Source organism: Anaeromyxobacter oryzae (assembly GCF_023169945.1).
Taxonomy (GTDB): domain Bacteria; phylum Myxococcota; class Myxococcia; order Myxococcales; family Anaeromyxobacteraceae; genus Anaeromyxobacter; species Anaeromyxobacter oryzae.
Genome location: NZ_AP025591.1, coordinates 527,836 through 544,838, shown reverse-complemented (window position 1 = coordinate 544,838; position 17,003 = coordinate 527,836). Strand labels below are relative to the sequence as shown.

Sequence of the window (17,003 nt, the reverse complement as noted above, 5' to 3'; positions counted from 1 at the left end):
GAGCTCGACCGTGCTCCGGACTCGCCCTGGCTCGCGCTTTCCCCCCGGGGCGACGGTGCGGGCCGGCGGCGTCAACTTCTGCGTCTTCAGTCGCCACGCGACGCGCGTCGCGCTCCTGCTGTACGCGGACGCGACCAGCCCCGAGCCGTTCCAGGTGATCGAGCTCGAGCCGGAGCGGAACCGGACGTTCTTCTTCTGGCACGTCTTCGTCGAGGGGCTCCCGCCGGGCACCCAGTACACGTGGCGTGTCGACGGCCCATCGGACACGCAGGAGACCGGCCGCTCGTTCAACGCGCGCAAGGAGCTCGTCGATCCCTGGGCGCGGGCGGTGACGGACGCCGTCTGGGATCGGCGCCGGGCCGCCGACCCCGACGACGCCGGTCACGTCGGCTTCCGGGCGGTCGTGACCGGGCCCTTGCATCCCCGCGAGCGGGCGGCGCCGAGCGGCCTCGCCGGCGCCGTCGTCTACGAGCTGCACGTGGGCGGGTTCACGCGCCACCCGTCCAGCGGCGTCGCGCACCCCGGCACGTTCGCGGGGCTGACGGAGAAGATCCCGTACCTGCGCGAGCTCGGCGTGACGCACGTCGAGCTGATGCCGGTCATGGCGTTCGACGAGCAGGACGTTCCCGCGGCCGTGCGCGCGCGGGGGCTGCGCAACTACTGGGGCTACAGCACGCACAGCTTCCACAGCCCGCACCCGCGCTACTGCGTCGACCCGGCGGCGGCCGACCGGGAGTTCCGCGCGCTCACGGACGCGCTGCACGCGGCCGGGATCCGGGTGCTGCTCGACGTGGTGTTCAACCACACGGCGGAGGGCGGCCGGGACGGGCCGACGATCAACTTCCGGGGGCTCGAGAACGAGGTCTTCTACCACCTCGACCCGGCCGACCGGCGGCGGTACCGGGACTACACGGGCTGCGGCAACACGGTGAACTCCAACCACCCCATCGTCACCGCGTTCATCGTGCAGTGCCTCGAGCACTGGGTGCAGGAGATGGGGGCCGACGGGTTCCGGTTCGATCTCGCGAGCGTGTTCGCTCGCGACACGCGCGGGGAGGTGATGTCGGACCCGCCGGTGCCGTGGGCCTTGGAGACCTCGCGCGTCCTCGCGCGCGTTCCGCTCATCGCGGAGGCCTGGGACGCGGCCGGTCTCTATCACGTCGGCTCCTTCCCCGGCATGGCCTGGGCCGAGTGGAACGGGCGCTATCGCGACGCCGTGCGCCGGTTCGTCCGCGGCGATCCCGGGATGGCCGGCGAGGTCGCGACGCGTCTGGCCGGCAGCGCAGACCTGTACGCCCCCGACGGCCGGCTACCCTGCAACAGCGTGAACTTCGTCACCTGTCACGACGGCTTCACGCTGAGCGACCTCGTGAGCTACGACGCGAAGCACAACGAGCCGAACGGCGAGGGCGGGCGAGACGGCGTGGACGACGACGCGAGCTGGAACTGCGGCGTCGAGGGCCCCACGTCCGACCCGGCCGTCACGGCCCTCCGCCTGCGGCAGGCCAGGAACCACCTCGCGATCCTCCTGCTCTCCCGCGGCGTGCCGATGCTCCTCGCCGGCGACGAGGTCCTGCGGACCCAGCGCGGGAACAACAACGCGTGGTGCCAGGACAACGAGCTCTCCTGGCTCGACTGGAGGGCGACGGACGGCCAGCGGGACATGCTGCGCTTCACGCGCGAGGTGATCGCCCTCCGTCGCCGTCACGCCTGCATCCAGGCCAACCGCTTCTTCGATGGGAGGCCGGTCACGGGCCGCGCCCTTCCGGACGTGTCCTGGCACGGAGCCCGGCTCGGCGTGCCGCCGTGGCAGGGCGGCGAGGACCGCGTCCTCGCGCTCACGATGGCCGGCCGAGCCGCGGACGAGGAGGACCTGCACGTCGTCCTCAACATGTCCGACCGACCCGCCGACGCGGCGCTCCCCGCGATCCCGGGCAGGCAGTGGCACGTGGCGATCGACACGTCACGAGCACCTCCGGAGGACGTCGTCCCGCGGGAGCGGCAGCGGCCGCACTCCGGGCCGTCCTGCCGGGTGGCCGCTCGGACCGTCGTCGCGCTGGAGGCGCGCGCGATGAGCGGTCGCGAGGACGGTGTGGCTCGCTCGCCGTAGCGCCAAGCGGTCAGGTCCGCTCGCCTCGCCCCTGATCGAGGTGGAGCCTTGGTCCCATTTTCCGGCGGCCGTGGACCTGTGACCATTCGCACCCGGCGACCCGGCGGTCCGCACCTGCGCGCTCGCGACTCGCGAACCGGCCGCCGTCGTCTCGACGAGGGGAGGCCCCGCATGGCGGGCTCGCAGCAGCTGCTCCGTTACACGCGCGCCACGGCGATCGTCGGGGACATCCTCAAGCTCCGGGCGCGCGACGTCGGGCTGGGCGACATGGCGATCGTCGAGTCGGGCGACGGCGAGGAGTCGCTGGCGCAGGTGATCCAGCTCGAGGGCGCCGAGGTGTCGCTGCAGGTCTTCAGCGGCGGCAAGGGCCTCTCGACGGACGCGACCGTGCGGTTCCTCGGGCATCCCACGCAGGTGACCTACTCCCCGTTCATCCTCGGCCGCGTGTTTCGCGGTGACGGGCGGCCCATGGACGGCGGTCCGGACCTCGCCGGCGATCGGCAGGTGGACATCGGTGGACCGTCCGTGAATCCGGTCACGCGCGTCGTCCCGAGCCGGATGATCCGCACCAACGTGCCGATGATCGACGTCTTCAACTGCCTGGTCGAGAGCCAGAAGATCCCGATCTTCTCCGTCGCCGGCGAGCCGTTCAACAAGCTGATGGCCCGCATCGCCATCCAGGCGGACGCAGACGTCATCGTCTTCGGCGGGCTGGGGTTGATCTTCGACGACTACCACTTCTTCCGCACGTGCTTCGAGGACGAGGGGATCTTCGGCCGCGCCGTGATGTTCGTGAACCTCGCGTCGGACCCCATCGTCGAGCGCGTGCTCACCCCGGACCTGGTGCTGAAGGTCGCCGAGCGCTTCGCGGTCGAGGAGAAGAGGCGCGTGCTGGTCCTCATGACGGACATGACCGCGTACGCCGACGCCCTGAAGGAGATCGGCATCGCGATGGAGCGGGTGCCCTCGAACCGCGGCTACATCGGCGACCTCTACAGCCAGCTGGCCGTCCGGTACGAGCGGGCCTGCAGCTACCAGGGAGCGGGCTCGGTCACGATCCTGACGGTGACGACGATGCCGGGGAAGGACGTGACGCACCCGGTCCCGGACAACACCGGCTACATCACCGAGGGGCAGCTGTACCTGCACGACGGCGTGATCGACCCGTTCGGATCCCTCTCCCGCCTGAAGCAGAACGTGATCGGCAAGGTGACCCGCGAGGATCACGGGCAGCTCATGAACACCATGATCCGGCTCTACTCCGGAGGGAAGGAGGCGCAGCAGAAGCAGGCGATGGCGTTCGATCTCTCGGATCACGACCGCAAGCTGATCCGGTTCGCCCAGCTGTTCGCCGAGCGCTTCATGGATCTGGACGTGTCGCTGCCCCTCGAGCGCGCGCTCGATCTCGGCTGGCAGACCATGGCCGAGTGCTTCGAGCCCGGCGAGCTGCTCATGAAGCAGGCGCTCGTGGAGAAGTACTACCCGCGCGAGAAGCCGGCCGCCGCGCCCGCCGCTCCTCGCGGGCCGCGCGCCTAGGGGTTCCGACGATGCCCGTCGCGCTCAGCAAGAGCTCCCTCCAGCAGCAGCGGGATCGGCTCCGCCTCTTCGAGCGGTTCCTGCCCTCGCTCGAGCTGAAGCGCCAGCAGCTCACGGCGGAGTACAAGAAGGCGGTCGAGGAGCTCGCCGAGGCGGAGCGCGCCGCGGCGCGGGTGGGCCGATCCCTCGAGGCGCTCCTGCCGCTGCTGGGGACCTCGGCGACGAAGCTCTCCGGGCTCGTGCGCGTGCGTCGCGTGGAGGTGGTCGAGGAGGACGTCCTCGGGCTGCGCCTGCCCGCCCTGGGCGCCGTCGAGTTCGAAGTCGCGGAGTACTCGCTCATCGCGACCCCCGCCTGGCTCGACGACGCGGTGACGTGCATCCAGGAGGCGGCCACCCAGCGCCTCCGCGTCCGCGTCTACCGCGCACGCGTCGCCCGGATGCAGGGCGCCGTCCGCCGCGTGTCCCAGCGCGTGAACCTCTTCGAGAAGGTCCTCATCCCGGGCGCCCACCGGGACATCGCCCGCATCCGGATCTTCCTCTCCGACGTGGAGCGATCCGCGGTGGTGACCTCGAAGATCGCCAAGGGCAAGCGCGCCCGCGAGCGCGCGGGGGGGCAGGCGGAGGGGGGAGGGCGCTGATGGCCATCGTGCCGCTCGCCAAGGTGACGCTGTACGGCCCCGCCGCCGAGAAGGAGGCGGTGCTCGAGGGGCTCCAGCGCCTCGGGTGTCTGCACCTCGTCGACCTCCATCCGGGAGCGGCGCGGGGGCCCGACGCGGCCCGCGCCGGCCAGCGCGCGCGCGAGGCGCTCCAGTACCTCGAGGACAGCCCCGTGCGCCGCCGCGAGCCGGAGCGGCCGGCCGCCGTCGACGTCGAGGGGCTGGTGAGGGAGGCGCTCGAGGTCCGCGATCGCGCTCACGCGCTCGCCGAGGAGCGCGAGCAGCTCCGCGCCCGGGCGGCCGAGCTCGAGCCGTGGGGCGACTTCGAGCTCGCCGGCTGGGCACGTGACGGTGCGCTGCGGTTCTCGTTCCACGTGGTCCCCCTGTACAACCTCGCGCTCCTCGCGGCCGTCGACGCCCCCTGGAGGATCGTCGGTCGCGATCACCGCTTCGCCTACGTCGTGGTCGTGGCGCCCGAGCCGCCGCCGGGCATGCCGGGTGCGCCGGTCGCGCTCGATCCGCGGTCCCTCTCGACGGTGCGGGCACGCCTCGAGCACGTCGAGCGCGAGCTCGAGGAGCTCGACTACCGTCGAATCGGCCTGACGCTCCACGCCAGTGCGCTCCGCGCAGCCCTGGACGCGGCCGACGACCGCGCCGCCCGGGAGCAGGCGGCGCGCGCGACGCTGGAGCGCGACGAGGTCTTGGCGGTCCAGGGCTGGGCACCCCGGGACCGCGTCGCGGCGCTCCGGCAGTACGCCACCGATCGACGGCTCGCGATCACCGTCGCGGAGCCCGGTCTCGGCGAAGCTCCCCCCACGCTGCTCGCCAATCCGCCGGCGCTCCGCGGCGGTGAGGCGCTGGTGAACTTCTACCGGACCCCCGGCTACCACATGTGGGATCCGTCGAAGGCGGTCTTCCTGAGCTTCGTCGCGTTCTTCGGGATGATCCTCTCCGACGCGGCCTACGGCGCGGTGCTGGGCCTGGGGACGCTCCTCGCGTGGAGACGGCTCGGGCGAGCCGCGGGTGGGGCGCGCGGGCTGCTCGCGGCCCTCGCGATCTCGTCCGTCGTCTACGGCGTCCTGGTGGGCAGCTACTTCGGCTGGGTGCCGCCGCGGGGCTCGCTCCTCGCGAAGGCCCACCTCCTCGACGCCGAGGACCAGGGCGTGATGATGCTGATCTCGATCGGCATCGGCGTCGCGCACCTCTCCGCCGCGAACCTCACCTCGGCCTGGCGCCGGCGGCGTTCGCTCGCGGCGCTCGCCCCGCTCGGCTGGACCGTCGTCCTGCTCGCAGGCTTCTGGGTCGGCGTCGCGCGGGCCCACCCTGGCGCGGTGCGGCTCGGCCTCGGCGGCGTCGGACTGGGGCTGGCCCTCGTGCTGCTCTTCAGCTCCGAGCACCCGGTGAGCTTCGCGCCGCGGGCGCTCGTCTCGCGGCTGCTCGAGGGGCTGAAGGGCATCACCGAGGTCTCCAAGGTGTTCGGCGACGTGCTCAGCTACCTGCGCCTCTTCGCGCTGGGGCTCGCCGCGATCAAGCTCGCGGAGGCGTTCAACTCCCTCGCCGCGAGCTCGTTCGCGCTCCGGGGCGTCGGGATCCTGCTGGGGATCGTGGTGCTGGTGGCGGGGCACGCGATCAACCTCGCGATGGGGATCCTCGGCGGCGTCGTCCACGGCCTGCGTCTGAACGTGATCGAGTTCTTCAACTGGAGTCTCCCCGTGGAGGGCGAGCCGTATCGCGCCTTCACCAGGAAGGCGGCCTAGGAGGGCCTGAAGATGGAAACCCACATCGCGCTCATCGGCTGGATCGGCATCTACGCCCCCGTCGCGCTCGCGGCGCTCGGGAGCGCCATCGGCTGCACGAGGGCGGGGAAGGCCGCCTGCGGCGCCGTGCTGGAGGTGGACGGAGGGTACGGGCGCTACATCGGGCTCTCGGTCCTGCCCTCGTCGATCATCATCTACGGCATCGTCATCATGTTCACGCTGAACCGGCCGGTGGCGCCGGCGACCTCGCCGGGCCTCTTCGCCCTCGGCGCGGGCGTGGGCATCGCGCTGCTCGTCATCGGCGTCCTCCAGGGCGAGTGCTGTGCCGCCGCGATCAACGCGAGCAAGGAAAAGCCGGCGGTCTTCGGGTTGATGGTCACGCCCGCGGCCATCGTGGAGGGCCTGGCCGTGTTCGCGTTCGTGTTCGCCCTCATCGTCAGCGCCGCGCTCCCGAAGAGCTGAGGACCGTCATGGCCAGAGAACGCAAAGAGTCGTCCGCCGCCGCGGCGGCTCCGGCAGCCCCGGGCGACCCCGGCGTCGAGTCCGCCGGCGTCGAGGCCCTCATCGGTCGGCTCCGGGACTCGGGGATCGCGCAGGGCCGGACCGAGGCCGAGGCGATCGTCGCCGCGGCGAGGCAGGAGGCCGCTGAGCGGGTCTCCGCCGCGCGCAGGGAGGCGGAGGAGCTCGCGGCTCGCGCCGAGGAGGAGCGCGCCAAGCTGAAGGCCGCCGCCGAGGGCGCGCTCGCCCTGGCCGCACGAGACACCATCCTCGCGATGGAGAGCGACCTCATCGACCGATTCGAGAAGATGCTGAGCCGGCTCGTCAAGGGGACGCTCGACGACCCCGGGTTCCTCCAGCGGGTGATCCTCGAGGTGGCCGGCGCGGCCGCCCCGCGTGGCGGACGCCTCGAGGTGCTCCTCCCCGCGACCGTGGCCTCGCTCGACGAACTGCGGAAGAAGCCGGAGGAGGCGACGCCGGGGACGCTGATGCACTTCGTGCTGTCCGCGGGGGGCGGACTGCTGCGCGAGGGCGTGACCTTCGGCACGAGCGAGGAGGTGCAGGCCGGCATCCGGGTCAAGCTGGTCGGCGAGGACATGCACGTCGAGCTCACCGAGGGTGCGATCACCCAGCTCCTGCTGAGCCACATGCTGCCGCGGTTCCGCGCGCTGCTCCGCGGCGCCGTGGTGCTCGACGCGGGCGGTGCGCGCGAGGCGCAACCGGACCGGAAGGCGGCGTCGCGATGAGGTGGCCCTGGCGCCGCTACCACATGCTGATCAGCAGCCTCCCGGCGCTCCCCACCCGGTTCGACGCCGAGCGGCTGCCGATCAGCGCGGAGCGGCTCCAGGACCGCCTGCGGATGCTGGATCCGGAGGACGGCCGGGAGATCCGGCACCTGCTCGAGATCCTCGAGTGGACCCAGCGGTTCGCGGAGACGACCGACGCCGCGGTGGTGGCGCGGTACCGAGAGCTGATGCGCGGGATCTCGCATCCGCTGCTCCGCGAGGCCGCGGCCAGGGCGGTCGCCGCGCGCATGATCGCGACCGCGCTCCGCCGCCGGCGGCGGGGGCTCGGGCCGCCCGCGATCGGCATCGGCGGGTGGGTCGACCACATCCGCCGCCACTTCGGCGAGCCCGACCTCGGGCTCGCCCACGCCTTCCCGCGCGTCCCCGAGCTGCGCCGACTCTTCGACGAGGGCGACGCGCTCGGGTTCCACCGCGGCCTGATCGACGCGACGTGGGTCTGGTTGAAGCGGCGCGCCGACGACCACCACTTCACCTTCGAGGCGGTGGCGCTCTACGTCGGGCGCTGGGAGCTCATGCACCACTGGCAGCAGCTGGAGGCAGGGCGAGGCCGGGCGGTCTTCGAGACGCTCGTCGCCGAGGCCCTGGGCGAACATGCCGACGTCTACGCCTGACGCGCGGGTGGTGGGAGTCACCGGCAACATCGTGAGCGTCGAGAGCGACGCTCCGATGACGAAGAACTCGATCGTCTACGTCCGCACCGGCGAGGCCCGCCTCGAGGGAGAGATCCTCCGCGTCACGGGCCGGCGTGCCGACGCGCAGATGTTCGAGGAGACGCAGGGCGTGCGCGTCGGCGATCCCGTGGAGCTCACGGGTCGGATGCTCTCCGCCACGCTCGGCCCGGGGCTGCTCGGGACGGTCTACGACGGCCTGCAGAAGCCGCTGCGGGCCCTGGCCGAGCGCGACGGCTTCTTCCTGGCGCGCGGCAGGTCGGTCGACGCGCTCGACGCGACCCGCCGGTGGACGTTCGTCCCGAGCCGCGAGCCCGGGGCGCGCCTGCGGGCCGGCGACGTCGTGGGCACCGTCGCCGAGCACCGCTTCACGCACAAGATCATGGTCCCCTTCGGCGAGCCCGGCGAGGTGGAGCTGCTCTCGATCCCCGGGGGCGAGCTCGGCGTCGACGACCCGGTGGCCCGGATCCGCGACGCCGCCGGGCGCGTGCGCGAGCTGACGATGGCGCAGCGGTGGCCGGTGCGGCGTCCCGTGCCGGAGAGGCTGCTCCGCCGGCGGCTGTGCGAGCGGCGGTTCCCGGAGGAGCCGCTCAGCACGACGATCCGGCTCATCGACACCTTCTTCCCGATCGCGCTCGGCGGGACCGCCTGCATCCCGGGCCCGTTCGGCGCCGGGAAGACGGTGCTCCAGGGCCTCATCGCGCGCTTCTCCACGGCCGACGTCGTGGTCCAGGTCGCCTGCGGCGAGCGGGCGGGCGAGGTGCTCGAGACCATCGAGGAGTTCGGGAGCATGAAGGACCCACGCGGCGGCCGGCTCATGGATCGGACGGTGGTGATCTGCAACACGTCCTCGATGCCGGTCGCCGCGCGCGAGGCGTCGATCTACATGGGGATCACGATCGGCGAGTACTACCGGCAGCAGGGGCTGAACGTGCTCCTCATCGCCGACTCGACGTCGCGCTGGGCCCAGGCGATGCGCGAGACCTCGGGGCGCCTGGAGGAGATCCCCGGCGAGGAGGGCTTCCCCGCCTACCTCGACTCGGCGATCAAGGGGATCTACGAGCGGGCCGGAGTGCTCCGGACCAACGACGGAGCGATCGGGAGCCTCACGATCATCGGCACCGTCTCCCCGGCCGGGGGCAACTTCGACGAGCCGGTCACTCAGTCGACGCTCGGCACCGTGAAGTCGTTCCTCGGCCTCTCGGCGGCGCGGGCCTACAAGCGGTTCTACCCGGCGGTGGACCCGCTCATCTCGTGGTCGCGCTACCTCGACCAGCTCCGGCCCTGGTTCGACACGCGGCTGCGGCCCGGCTGGACCGAGTCGGTGGCGGCGCTCTCCGAGCTGCTGCAGCGTGGCGACGCCATCTACCAGATGATGCAGGTCACGGGCGAGGAGGGCGTCACGCTCGACGACTACGTGACGCATCAGAAGGCGCTGCTCCTCGACATGGTCTACCTGCAGCAGGACGCCTTCGACAAGGTGGACGCCTCGACGCCGCAGGCCCGCCAGAAGGAGGCGTTCGAGCTCGTCTGGAGCCTCGTCCAGCGTGACTACGCGTTCAAGGACAAGGAGGAGTCACGCCGGTTCTTCACGCAGCTGACGGGGCTCCTCAAGAACCTGAACTACGCCGCGGCCGGGTCGCCCGAGTACGCCTCGTACCGGGCGCAGATCGACGAGCTGGTGAAGACGCTCGGGCGGGCGCCGGCCCCGGCGCCCGTGGCGGGCGCTCCTGCTGCCGGGGCGGCGCTCGGAGCCTGACCTCGAACGGCAGCCGAACGGAGGCGGTCCATGGCGAGCAACGACAAGACGGTGGCGCGCGAGGCGGCTCGGCTCAAGCGGAAGGAGTACGAGAAGGAGCTCGCGAAGCTGCATGTCGAGCTCGTGAAGCTCCAGGAGTGGGTGAAGCACGAGAAGCTCAAGATCTGCGTCGTGTTCGAGGGGCGGGACGGAGCCGGCAAGGGCGGGACGATCAAGGCGATCACCGAGCGCGTGAGCCCGCGGGTCTTCCGGGTGGTGGCCCTCCCGGCGCCGACCGACCGCGAGAAGACGCAGATGTACGCGCAGCGCTACCTCGTCCACCTCCCCGCCGGCGGCGAGGTCGTGCTGTTCGATCGCAGCTGGTACAACCGGGCCGGCGTCGAGCGCGTGATGGGGTTCTGCTCGGAGGCGGTGGCGAGGCGGTTCCTGGAGGGCATTCCGCTCGTCGAGCGTGCGATGGTGGAGTCCGGGATCGTGCTCCTCAAGTACTGGCTCGAGGTGAGCCAGGACGAGCAGACCCGCCGGCTGCAGGCGCGCATCGACGATGGTCGCAAGATCTGGAAGCTCTCGCCGATGGACCTCGAGTCCTACAGCCGCTGGTACGACTACTCCCACGCACGGGACGAGATGTTCGCCGCGACCGACTCGCCGTTCGCGCCGTGGTACGTCGTCCGCTCCGACGACAAGCGGCGCGCGCGACTGAACGTGATCCGGCACCTGCTCTCCCGGATCCCGTACAAGGACGTGACGCGGAGAGAGAAGCGCCCGAAGCTCCCGGAGCGCCAGAAGCGGAACGGCTACGTCGAGCCCGGCTATCCGTACAAGTACGTCCCCGAGGAGTACTGAGGCTCGCGTGAGCTCGCCGCTCCCGAGCGTCCGCGCCGGGGCCGGCGCGCCGGGACACCGGAACACCGCGTGGCTCGGGTGGCTGCGCGGTTACGAGCGCGCCACCCTGGCCGCCGACGTCCTCGCCGGGCTGACCGCGGCGGCGGTCGTGCTCCCGAAGGCGATGGCCTACGCGACCGTCGCGGGGCTTCCGGTGCAGGCGGGCCTCTACGCGGCGTTCCTACCCCCCATCGTCTACGCGGCCCTGGGACGCTCGGCGGTACTCAGCGTGAGCACCACCACGACGATCGGGATCCTGGTGGGATCGGCGCTGACGGAGGCGGTGCCGGGCGGCGACGCGGCGCGCCTCATGGCGGCGGTGGCGACGCTCTCGCTGCTGGTCGGCGTGATCCTGCTGGTCTCCGCGGCGCTCCGCTTCGGGTTCGTGGCGAACTTCATCTCCGAGCCGGTCCTGGCCGGCTTCAAGGCCGGGATCGGCGCGGTGATCGTCGCCGATCAGCTCCCGAAGCTGCTCGGGCTCCACGTCCAGAAGGTCGGGTTCTTCCGCGACCTGCTCGCGATCGTCCGCGCCGCGGGCGGGGCCTCGATCCCGACGCTCCTGCTCTCCGTCGCGGCGGTGGCGACGATCCTCGCGCTGAAGCACTGGATCCCACGGGTCCCGGCCGCTCTCGTCGCGGTCGCGGCGGGGATCGCGGCGAGCGCCCTCCTCGCGCCGTGGTCCCTGGGCATCAGGACCATCGGGACGATCCCTGCCGGCCTCCCGTCGGTGGTCCGGCCCGACCTCGGCCTCGTCGAGGCGCTGTGGCCCGCGGCCCTCGCGATCGCCCTCATGAGCTTCACCGAGACGATCGCGTGCGGCCGTGCCTTCGCAGGGCCCTCGCAGGCCCGGCCCGCGTCGAACGTGGAGCTGCTCGCCACGGGCGCCGCCAACGTGGTCGGCGGGCTGTTCGGGGCGATGCCGTCCGGTGGGGGCACGAGCCAGACGCTCGTGAACCAGCGCGCGGGAGCCCGGACCCCGATCGCCGGCCTCGTGCTCGGGATGGCCTCGCTCGTCACGCTGCTCCTACTCGCGCCGGCCCTCTCGCTCATGCCCGAGGCGGTCCTCGCCGCGATCGTCCTCGTCTACTCGGTCGAGCTCGTCAGCGTCCGCGACTTCCAGGCGATCGCCGCGATCCGGCGCACGGAGCTCGTCTGGGCGCTCACCGCGTTCGCCGGGGTCCTCCTGCTCGGCACGCTGCGCGGGATCCTGGTCGCGGTGATCACCTCGCTCCTGGCGCTCGGGTACCAGGCCAGCAACCCGGCCGTGTACGAGGTGGCGCGCAAGCCGGGGACGAACGTGTTCCGGCGGCGGACCGACGAGCACCCGGAGGACGAGACCTACCCAGGCCTGCTCATGGTCCGGGTCGAGGGGCGGCTGTTCTTCGGCAACACCGAGCGCGTGCTGGACCTGCTCGCGTCGATCGTCCAGCGCGCGGACCCGAAGGTCATCGTGCTCGACTGCAGCGCGATCTTCGACCTGGAGTACTCGGCGCTGAAGATGATGAAGGAGGCCGACGATCGGGTCCGGAGCCGCGGGGCCGAGCTGTGGCTCGCGGCGCTCAACCCTCAGGCGCGGCGGGTCGTGGAGCGGTCGCCGCTGGGGAAGGCGCTGGGGCGCGAGCGGATGTGCTTCGACCTGGAGCACGCCGTCGCCGGGTGGGAGCGGCGGGAGGCCGCGCGCACCTGATCGCGGCGGCGCGAGCGTCGGGGCTTCCCGATCGGCTCCTCGTCTCCGAGGGGATCGGGTGGTGGGCAACCGTCACGGACGATCCCGGCTGACGGTGCGGCGTCCCCGATGCTCCGCCGCACCGCATGCCGGAGCGATCCGAGCTACTGCTTCCTCGCGCCCTTCACCTGGGTCAGCTCGAACGCCTTGGCGGACTTCTGCGCCGCTTCCTCCGCCCGCGCCGCGGACAGCTGCGCTTCCCTCGCCGCATCCTGCGAACGAGCCGCCGCGGCGGTGTTCTGCTCCAGGCTCCTGCGGAGAGCCTCCATCTCGGCCGTCTGCGTGTCCAGCTTCGAGGTGACCGCCGCCTGCTGCTGCTCGAGCGCCGTCATCCTCTCCTTGAGAGGATCGATCTGCTTCTCCATCTTGCTCGTCGCGCAGCCCGCGGCCAGCATCCCGAACGCCACGACTCCGATGATTCGCCTCATCGCGCCTCCTCCTGCACAGGGTCCGGCTCAGTCTCCCTTCTCCCGGCGAGGGAGCGGACGGCGCGATGGGGGGCGCCCTCGTTCGACATCGCGATCCGGGTGCGACCGGGGATCGCGCCGCGGCGAACGGGCGCGGCGCGGGCTTCTCGGAGCGACGTGGCAGGGCAGGGCGACGGCGGCGCTCGGGCGGATCGCCACGGCGCGATCACGTCCTCGCCAAGGGTGTGCTTCTCACCACGCGTACGCCTCGGGCGCCTCGCCCCCGGGACCGGGCCAGATCTCGTCGATGGCGGCGAGGGTCGCCGCGTCGAGCTTCAGCTCGGCCGCGCGGAGCGCTTCCTCGAGCTGCTCCATCGTTCGCGGACCGACGATGGGCGAGGTCACGCCCGGCCGGTGGAGGAGCCACGCGAGCGCGACGTCCGCGGGGCGCTGCCCGAGCTCGGCGCAGAGCCGCTCCCATCGCTCGAGCCGGGGGCGGTGCTTCTCGATCTGCTGCTGGCTCCGCGCGGTGGCCCGCCGACCCGAGGAGGCCTTCTGGAGCGCGCCGCCGAGGAGGCCGCCGCCGAGCGGGCTCCACGGCAGGATCGCGAGGCCGTAGGCGCGGCAGGCGGGCACGACCTCCAGCTCGACGGTGCGCGCGGAGAGGTTGTAGAGGCTCTGCTCCGAGGCGAGCCCGAGGAGGCCGCGCCGCGCCGCCGCCTCGTTCGCGCGCGCGATGTGCCAGCCGGCGAAGTTGCTCGACCCGACGTACAGCACCTTCCCCTGCTGGACGAGCAGCTCCATCGCCTGCCAGATCTCGTCCCACGGAGTGTCGCGGTCGACGTGGTGCATCTGGTAGAGGTCGATGTGGTCGGTCCGGAGGCGCCGGAGGCTGTCCTCGCAGGCGCGCCGCACGTGGTACGCGGAGAGCCCGCGGCCGTTCGGCCCTTCCCACATCTGCCCGTACACCTTCGTCGCGAGGACGATCTTCTCGCGGCGCCCGCCGCCCTGGGCGAGCCAGCGCCCGATGATCTGCTCGGTCGGGCCCTCGCGCGGCAGCGTGTCCCACTGCCCGAACTTGTACCCGTACATGTCCGCGGTATCGAAGAAGAACATCCCCGCGTCGAGCGCGCGGTCCATCAGCCGGTGCGAGTCCTGCTCCGTCGTCTCCGGCCCGAAGTTCATCGTGCCGAGGCACAGCCGGCTCACCTTGAGCCCGGTCCTTCCCAGTCGTGTCGTTTCCATCCTCGGATGATGCGTGGCCCGCCGGCGTCCGTCACGGGAAAGCGGCGCCCGGCCTCGATCGCTGCGAACATGAGGGAGAGGGTGCCTCGCATGCCTTTCCTCATCCGCGAGATCCCGGCCGACGGCCGCTCGGTGCCGTGCTGGAGCAGAAGACCTCGCGCCGGGAGCGGCTGCAGTGCAACCCGCGAAAGCGCGCTTCAATCGAGCGTGCCCGCCAGCGGGATGCAGCGCACGACCGTACGCCGCGCACGCGATCGCTTCGCGGCAGGACCCTGCCCCGACCGTTTCTGATCGAACCTCGCGGCCTTACGCCCGCCCGGTTGTGGGATGCGTTCTAATCGTCGGTAGGCAGCTTTTATCGGAACGACTGGCGGAAGGGAGCGAGCGGCGCCAGCGAACGCGCGAGAAGGGCGCCACGTTCACGCTCCTGCTGCCGCTGGTCGCGGATGCGCCCCGCGCCTCCGCCTCCCCCTGCTCCTTCGCCCGACCGGCTCCCGATCCAGGCGAACATCGCGTAGGCGCCCGCGCGGCTGGGCGGCCGGTCGAAGCAGGAGCGACGCGAACGCGTGACATCGGAGAGGCGGAGCGTTCGGCACCACACCGAACCGAGCGCTCGCGAGGGGCTCCGCGGGCGACGAGCGAGAGAACTGGAGCCGTCCCGAAGGACCGCGGGCCATCCGCTCCCCAGCATTCCCGAGCGTCTCGCTCCCAGGTGCGCAGACGTAGCTCGAGCGCCACATTCTGTCGTGCCATGCGCGGAGCGCGCGCGGCGGAGGTGGACCATGGACGTGAGGCTACATCATCATCTGTGGAGCGTGGCGGTCGGGACGGTCGTCGCGGCGCTGGCAATCGTGGTGGCGCCGGGTCGCGCGAGCGCCCAGGCTCCGCCCGCGCCGGTGAACACCCTGCTCGACTTCCATGAGATGGCGCCGGTGACGTCACCATTCATCGGGACTGCGAACCCGATTCGTGGTGTCGCGGGGGGAGCGCTGCCGTGGGCGATCACGCATGCCGACGGGACGCTCCGTTCAGACGGGGCTCTCGAGGTGAACGTGTTCGGTCTCGTGCTCGCGAACGACCCGGCGGTCCCGCCGAACCAGCAGAACACGAACCCGAGCCCGGCCTTCGTCGCCATCGTGAGCTGCCAGTCGGTGGAGGGAGGCGCGCCGAAGGAGGTGAACGTCACGACGCCTCAGGCTCCGGCGTCGCCGACCGGCGACGCGCGGATCCAGGCGACGGTTCAGCTCCCGACGCCTTGCCTCGCGCCGGTCATCTTCGTCGCGGGGACGAACGGAGCGTGGTTCGCAATGACGGGTCGCTGATCCCGGCACGTCGTCGCTGCTCCAGAACGTCCGATTCGCGTATCGGAACTCCCGGAGGTCGCCGCCGGAGTGGTGAGCCGACTCGAGTACCCGGATCTGAGGTTCTCCTAAGTGAGGGAGGTGTCCGCAGACATGCTGCAGCGACGCCGCTGCGGACGGTGAAGCCGTCATTCTGCGGCCGATGGTGTCGGGGTACAGCGGATCCGGCCGCCGCCCCGCGCCCGCGTTATGCTGGCCGACGCACGGAGGTCCGCACCATGCCCGATGAGACCCAGCTCGCGAGGACCGTCGCCACCGCCATCCTCGGGATCGATACGCTCTGGGGCGGCGACGTGATGAACCCGTCCGGCACGGGCCGGTACATCGCGGACTCCTGGTTCTCCGACGAGCCGCTCCCGGAGGCGTACACCCACCCCGCCGCGGCGCGGCTGCGGGAGTCGGGCGGCGTGGCGGCGCGGTCCCCGGACCAGGCCGCGATCGACGCGTACCTCGCGGCGGTGGACGTGCCCGGCGCGATCGACGAGACGATCGGGCAGGGACGCGCGCTCGGCGGCGTGCGCGGCGCGTTCCTCGTCGGCCAGGGCGAGTCCCTCCGCGTCGTGTGGGAGCTCGTCGAGGAGCTGCGCGGGCGCGGGCCGAAGGTGCCGTACGAGCGATGCGTCGTCGCCTCGACGGGGAGGTCGCCCGAGCCGTCGCGGCCGGATCGGAAACGGCAGCTCCTCGCCGAGCTGCTGCGCGTCCCGGCCGAGCCGGAGCGGCTCCTCGCCGCCGTCGATGCCTGGCGCGGCGAGCGGCTCGTCCCCCGCAAGGCGATCGAGCTGCTCGCCCGCGGCTTCATCGCCCAGCTGGACGAGGGCGCCCGCCGGCACGTGGTGCCCCACCTGCCGGCCTCGCTCCACGCCATCCCGCGCGCGAACGTCGCGTTCCTCCCCATCGAGAACGCCCCGTTCTCGGGCTCGATGAACTACGTCGGTCGCGCGCGCGACCGCGACGGCTCGCCCCGGTACGAGGCGACCTACGAGATCAACGCCGCGCTCGAGATCTCGATCCCCGAGTTCGTGGACCTCGTCGCGCACGAGGTGGTCCCGGGTCACGCCACGAACTTCGCGCTCGCGCAGGCCCTGTACGTCCAGGGGAAGCTCGGCTTCGAGGGCACCGTGCTCACGATGAACACGCGTGGCGCGGCGCTCTCCGAGGGGCTCGCCAACAACGCGATCCTGATGGCGTTCGGCGTGAAGGAGGTCGAGGAGCTGCCCGACCCCGACCTCCGGATCGGCATGCTCCTCGCGCTCCTCCAGGACGATGCGAAGAACCAGGCGTCCTGGCTCACCTGGGAGGAAGGGCGCCCGCAGGACGAGGTCGCCCGCGTGCTCCGGAGCGACTACCTGTGCTCCGAGGAGCGGGCCGGGAAGCTCTCCGGCGCCTGGGGACGCCACCCGCTCAACGGGCGCATGTACCTGCCGTGCTACCGTGCCGGCACGGAGAAGGTGGCCGAGCTCCGGCGGCGCCATCCGCCCGAGAAGGTGATCCCGGCGCTGTACCAGGTGTTCGGCCTGGTCGACGTGGTGACCATCGATCGCGTGCTGTGACGGCCGGGCGGCTCGTTCCCGACCGGCGGCTCGCCCGGT

The 17,003-nt window shown here is 72.0% G+C and carries 14 protein-coding genes; 12 read left to right on the top strand and 2 right to left on the bottom strand.

The features are described 5' to 3' along the window. The first annotated feature begins 10 nt into the window (after positions 1 to 10). From glgX to AMOR_RS02235, 10 genes are all read left to right on the top strand, one after another. Entirely contained in the window at positions 11 to 2,110 is a 2,100-nt protein-coding gene (glgX, locus tag AMOR_RS02280; RefSeq protein ID WP_248358018.1) for a glycogen debranching protein GlgX, read from the top strand. 171 nt (positions 2,111 to 2,281) lie between these two features. After that, the gene (locus tag AMOR_RS02275; protein ID WP_248358016.1) at positions 2,282 to 3,646 is read left to right on the top strand and encodes a V-type ATP synthase subunit B; all 1,365 of its coding nucleotides are present in this window, start codon (positions 2,282 to 2,284) and stop codon (positions 3,644 to 3,646) included. 11 nt (positions 3,647 to 3,657) lie between these two features. Continuing rightward, positions 3,658 to 4,284, top strand: a complete 627-nt coding sequence (locus AMOR_RS02270) for a V-type ATP synthase subunit D (RefSeq protein ID WP_248358014.1) — start codon at positions 3,658 to 3,660, stop codon at positions 4,282 to 4,284. Continuing rightward, complete coding sequence (locus AMOR_RS02265; RefSeq protein ID WP_248358012.1) at positions 4,284 to 6,059, top strand: V-type ATP synthase subunit I; 1,776 nt, start codon at positions 4,284 to 4,286, stop codon at positions 6,057 to 6,059. The genes AMOR_RS02270 and AMOR_RS02265 overlap by 1 nt, the downstream gene beginning before the upstream one ends. 12 nt (positions 6,060 to 6,071) lie before the next feature. Further along, positions 6,072 to 6,521: an ATP synthase subunit C gene (locus tag AMOR_RS02260; RefSeq protein WP_248358010.1), complete on the top strand. Its 450-nt coding sequence runs from the start codon at positions 6,072 to 6,074 to the stop codon at positions 6,519 to 6,521. A gap of 8 nt (positions 6,522 to 6,529) precedes the next feature. Continuing rightward, positions 6,530 to 7,303, top strand: a complete 774-nt coding sequence (locus AMOR_RS02255; RefSeq protein WP_248358008.1) for a hypothetical protein — start codon at positions 6,530 to 6,532, stop codon at positions 7,301 to 7,303. After that, positions 7,300 to 7,974: a hypothetical protein gene (locus AMOR_RS02250; protein WP_248358006.1), complete on the top strand. Its 675-nt coding sequence runs from the start codon at positions 7,300 to 7,302 to the stop codon at positions 7,972 to 7,974. Before AMOR_RS02255 ends, AMOR_RS02250 begins: the two co-directional genes overlap by 4 nt. Continuing rightward, positions 7,955 to 9,790 carry a V-type ATP synthase subunit A gene (locus tag AMOR_RS02245; RefSeq protein WP_248358004.1) on the top strand — a complete coding sequence of 612 codons (1,836 nt, stop codon included), beginning with the start codon at positions 7,955 to 7,957 and terminating at the stop codon, positions 9,788 to 9,790. Before AMOR_RS02250 ends, AMOR_RS02245 begins: the two co-directional genes overlap by 20 nt. A 30-nt stretch (positions 9,791 to 9,820) precedes the next feature. Continuing rightward, the gene (gene ppk2 / locus AMOR_RS02240) at positions 9,821 to 10,636 is read left to right on the top strand and encodes a polyphosphate kinase 2 (protein WP_248358002.1); all 816 of its coding nucleotides are present in this window, start codon (positions 9,821 to 9,823) and stop codon (positions 10,634 to 10,636) included. 7 nt (positions 10,637 to 10,643) lie between these two features. Further along, entirely contained in the window at positions 10,644 to 12,362 is a 1,719-nt protein-coding gene (locus AMOR_RS02235; protein WP_248358000.1) for a SulP family inorganic anion transporter, read from the top strand. A gap of 143 nt (positions 12,363 to 12,505) precedes the next feature. Here the strand turns inward: AMOR_RS02235 and AMOR_RS02230 are convergent, their stop codons facing one another. Beyond that, complete coding sequence (locus AMOR_RS02230) at positions 12,506 to 12,829, bottom strand: hypothetical protein (protein ID WP_248357997.1); 324 nt, start codon at positions 12,827 to 12,829, stop codon at positions 12,506 to 12,508. A 231-nt stretch (positions 12,830 to 13,060) separates the two neighbouring features. Beyond that, positions 13,061 to 14,053: an aldo/keto reductase gene (locus AMOR_RS02225; protein ID WP_248357995.1), complete on the bottom strand. Its 993-nt coding sequence runs from the start codon at positions 14,051 to 14,053 to the stop codon at positions 13,061 to 13,063. A 782-nt stretch (positions 14,054 to 14,835) separates the two neighbouring features. Between AMOR_RS02225 and AMOR_RS02220 the strand changes: the two genes are divergently transcribed. Then, a complete protein-coding gene (locus tag AMOR_RS02220; protein ID WP_248357993.1) occupies positions 14,836 to 15,375 on the top strand; it encodes a hypothetical protein in 540 nt (179 codons plus the stop codon). Positions 15,376 to 15,632: 257 nt separating this feature from the next. Next, the gene (locus tag AMOR_RS02215; RefSeq protein ID WP_248357991.1) at positions 15,633 to 16,964 is read left to right on the top strand and encodes a hypothetical protein; all 1,332 of its coding nucleotides are present in this window, start codon (positions 15,633 to 15,635) and stop codon (positions 16,962 to 16,964) included. Positions 16,965 to 17,003: the final 39 nt, after the last annotated feature.

Excerpts from the sequence above, each read along its gene's own strand:
- AMOR_RS02275 (WP_248358016.1), top strand. The coding sequence starts at position 2,282 with ATGGCGGGCTCGCAGCAGCTGCTCCGTTACACGCGCGCCACGGCGATC.
- AMOR_RS02270 (WP_248358014.1), top strand. The coding sequence starts at position 3,658 with ATGCCCGTCGCGCTCAGCAAGAGCTCCCTCCAGCAGCAGCGGGATCGG.
- AMOR_RS02265 (WP_248358012.1), top strand. The coding sequence starts at position 4,284 with ATGGCCATCGTGCCGCTCGCCAAGGTGACGCTGTACGGCCCCGCCGCC.
- AMOR_RS02260 (WP_248358010.1), top strand. The coding sequence starts at position 6,072 with ATGGAAACCCACATCGCGCTCATCGGCTGGATCGGCATCTACGCCCCC.
- AMOR_RS02255 (WP_248358008.1), top strand. The coding sequence starts at position 6,530 with ATGGCCAGAGAACGCAAAGAGTCGTCCGCCGCCGCGGCGGCTCCGGCA.
- AMOR_RS02250 (WP_248358006.1), top strand. The coding sequence starts at position 7,300 with ATGAGGTGGCCCTGGCGCCGCTACCACATGCTGATCAGCAGCCTCCCG.
- AMOR_RS02245 (WP_248358004.1), top strand. The coding sequence starts at position 7,955 with ATGCCGACGTCTACGCCTGACGCGCGGGTGGTGGGAGTCACCGGCAAC.
- ppk2 (WP_248358002.1), top strand. The coding sequence starts at position 9,821 with ATGGCGAGCAACGACAAGACGGTGGCGCGCGAGGCGGCTCGGCTCAAG.
- AMOR_RS02230 (WP_248357997.1), bottom strand. The coding sequence starts at position 12,829 with ATGAGGCGAATCATCGGAGTCGTGGCGTTCGGGATGCTGGCCGCGGGC.
- AMOR_RS02225 (WP_248357995.1), bottom strand. The coding sequence starts at position 14,053 with ATGGAAACGACACGACTGGGAAGGACCGGGCTCAAGGTGAGCCGGCTG.
- AMOR_RS02220 (WP_248357993.1), top strand. The coding sequence starts at position 14,836 with ATGGACGTGAGGCTACATCATCATCTGTGGAGCGTGGCGGTCGGGACG.
- AMOR_RS02215 (WP_248357991.1), top strand. The coding sequence starts at position 15,633 with ATGCCCGATGAGACCCAGCTCGCGAGGACCGTCGCCACCGCCATCCTC.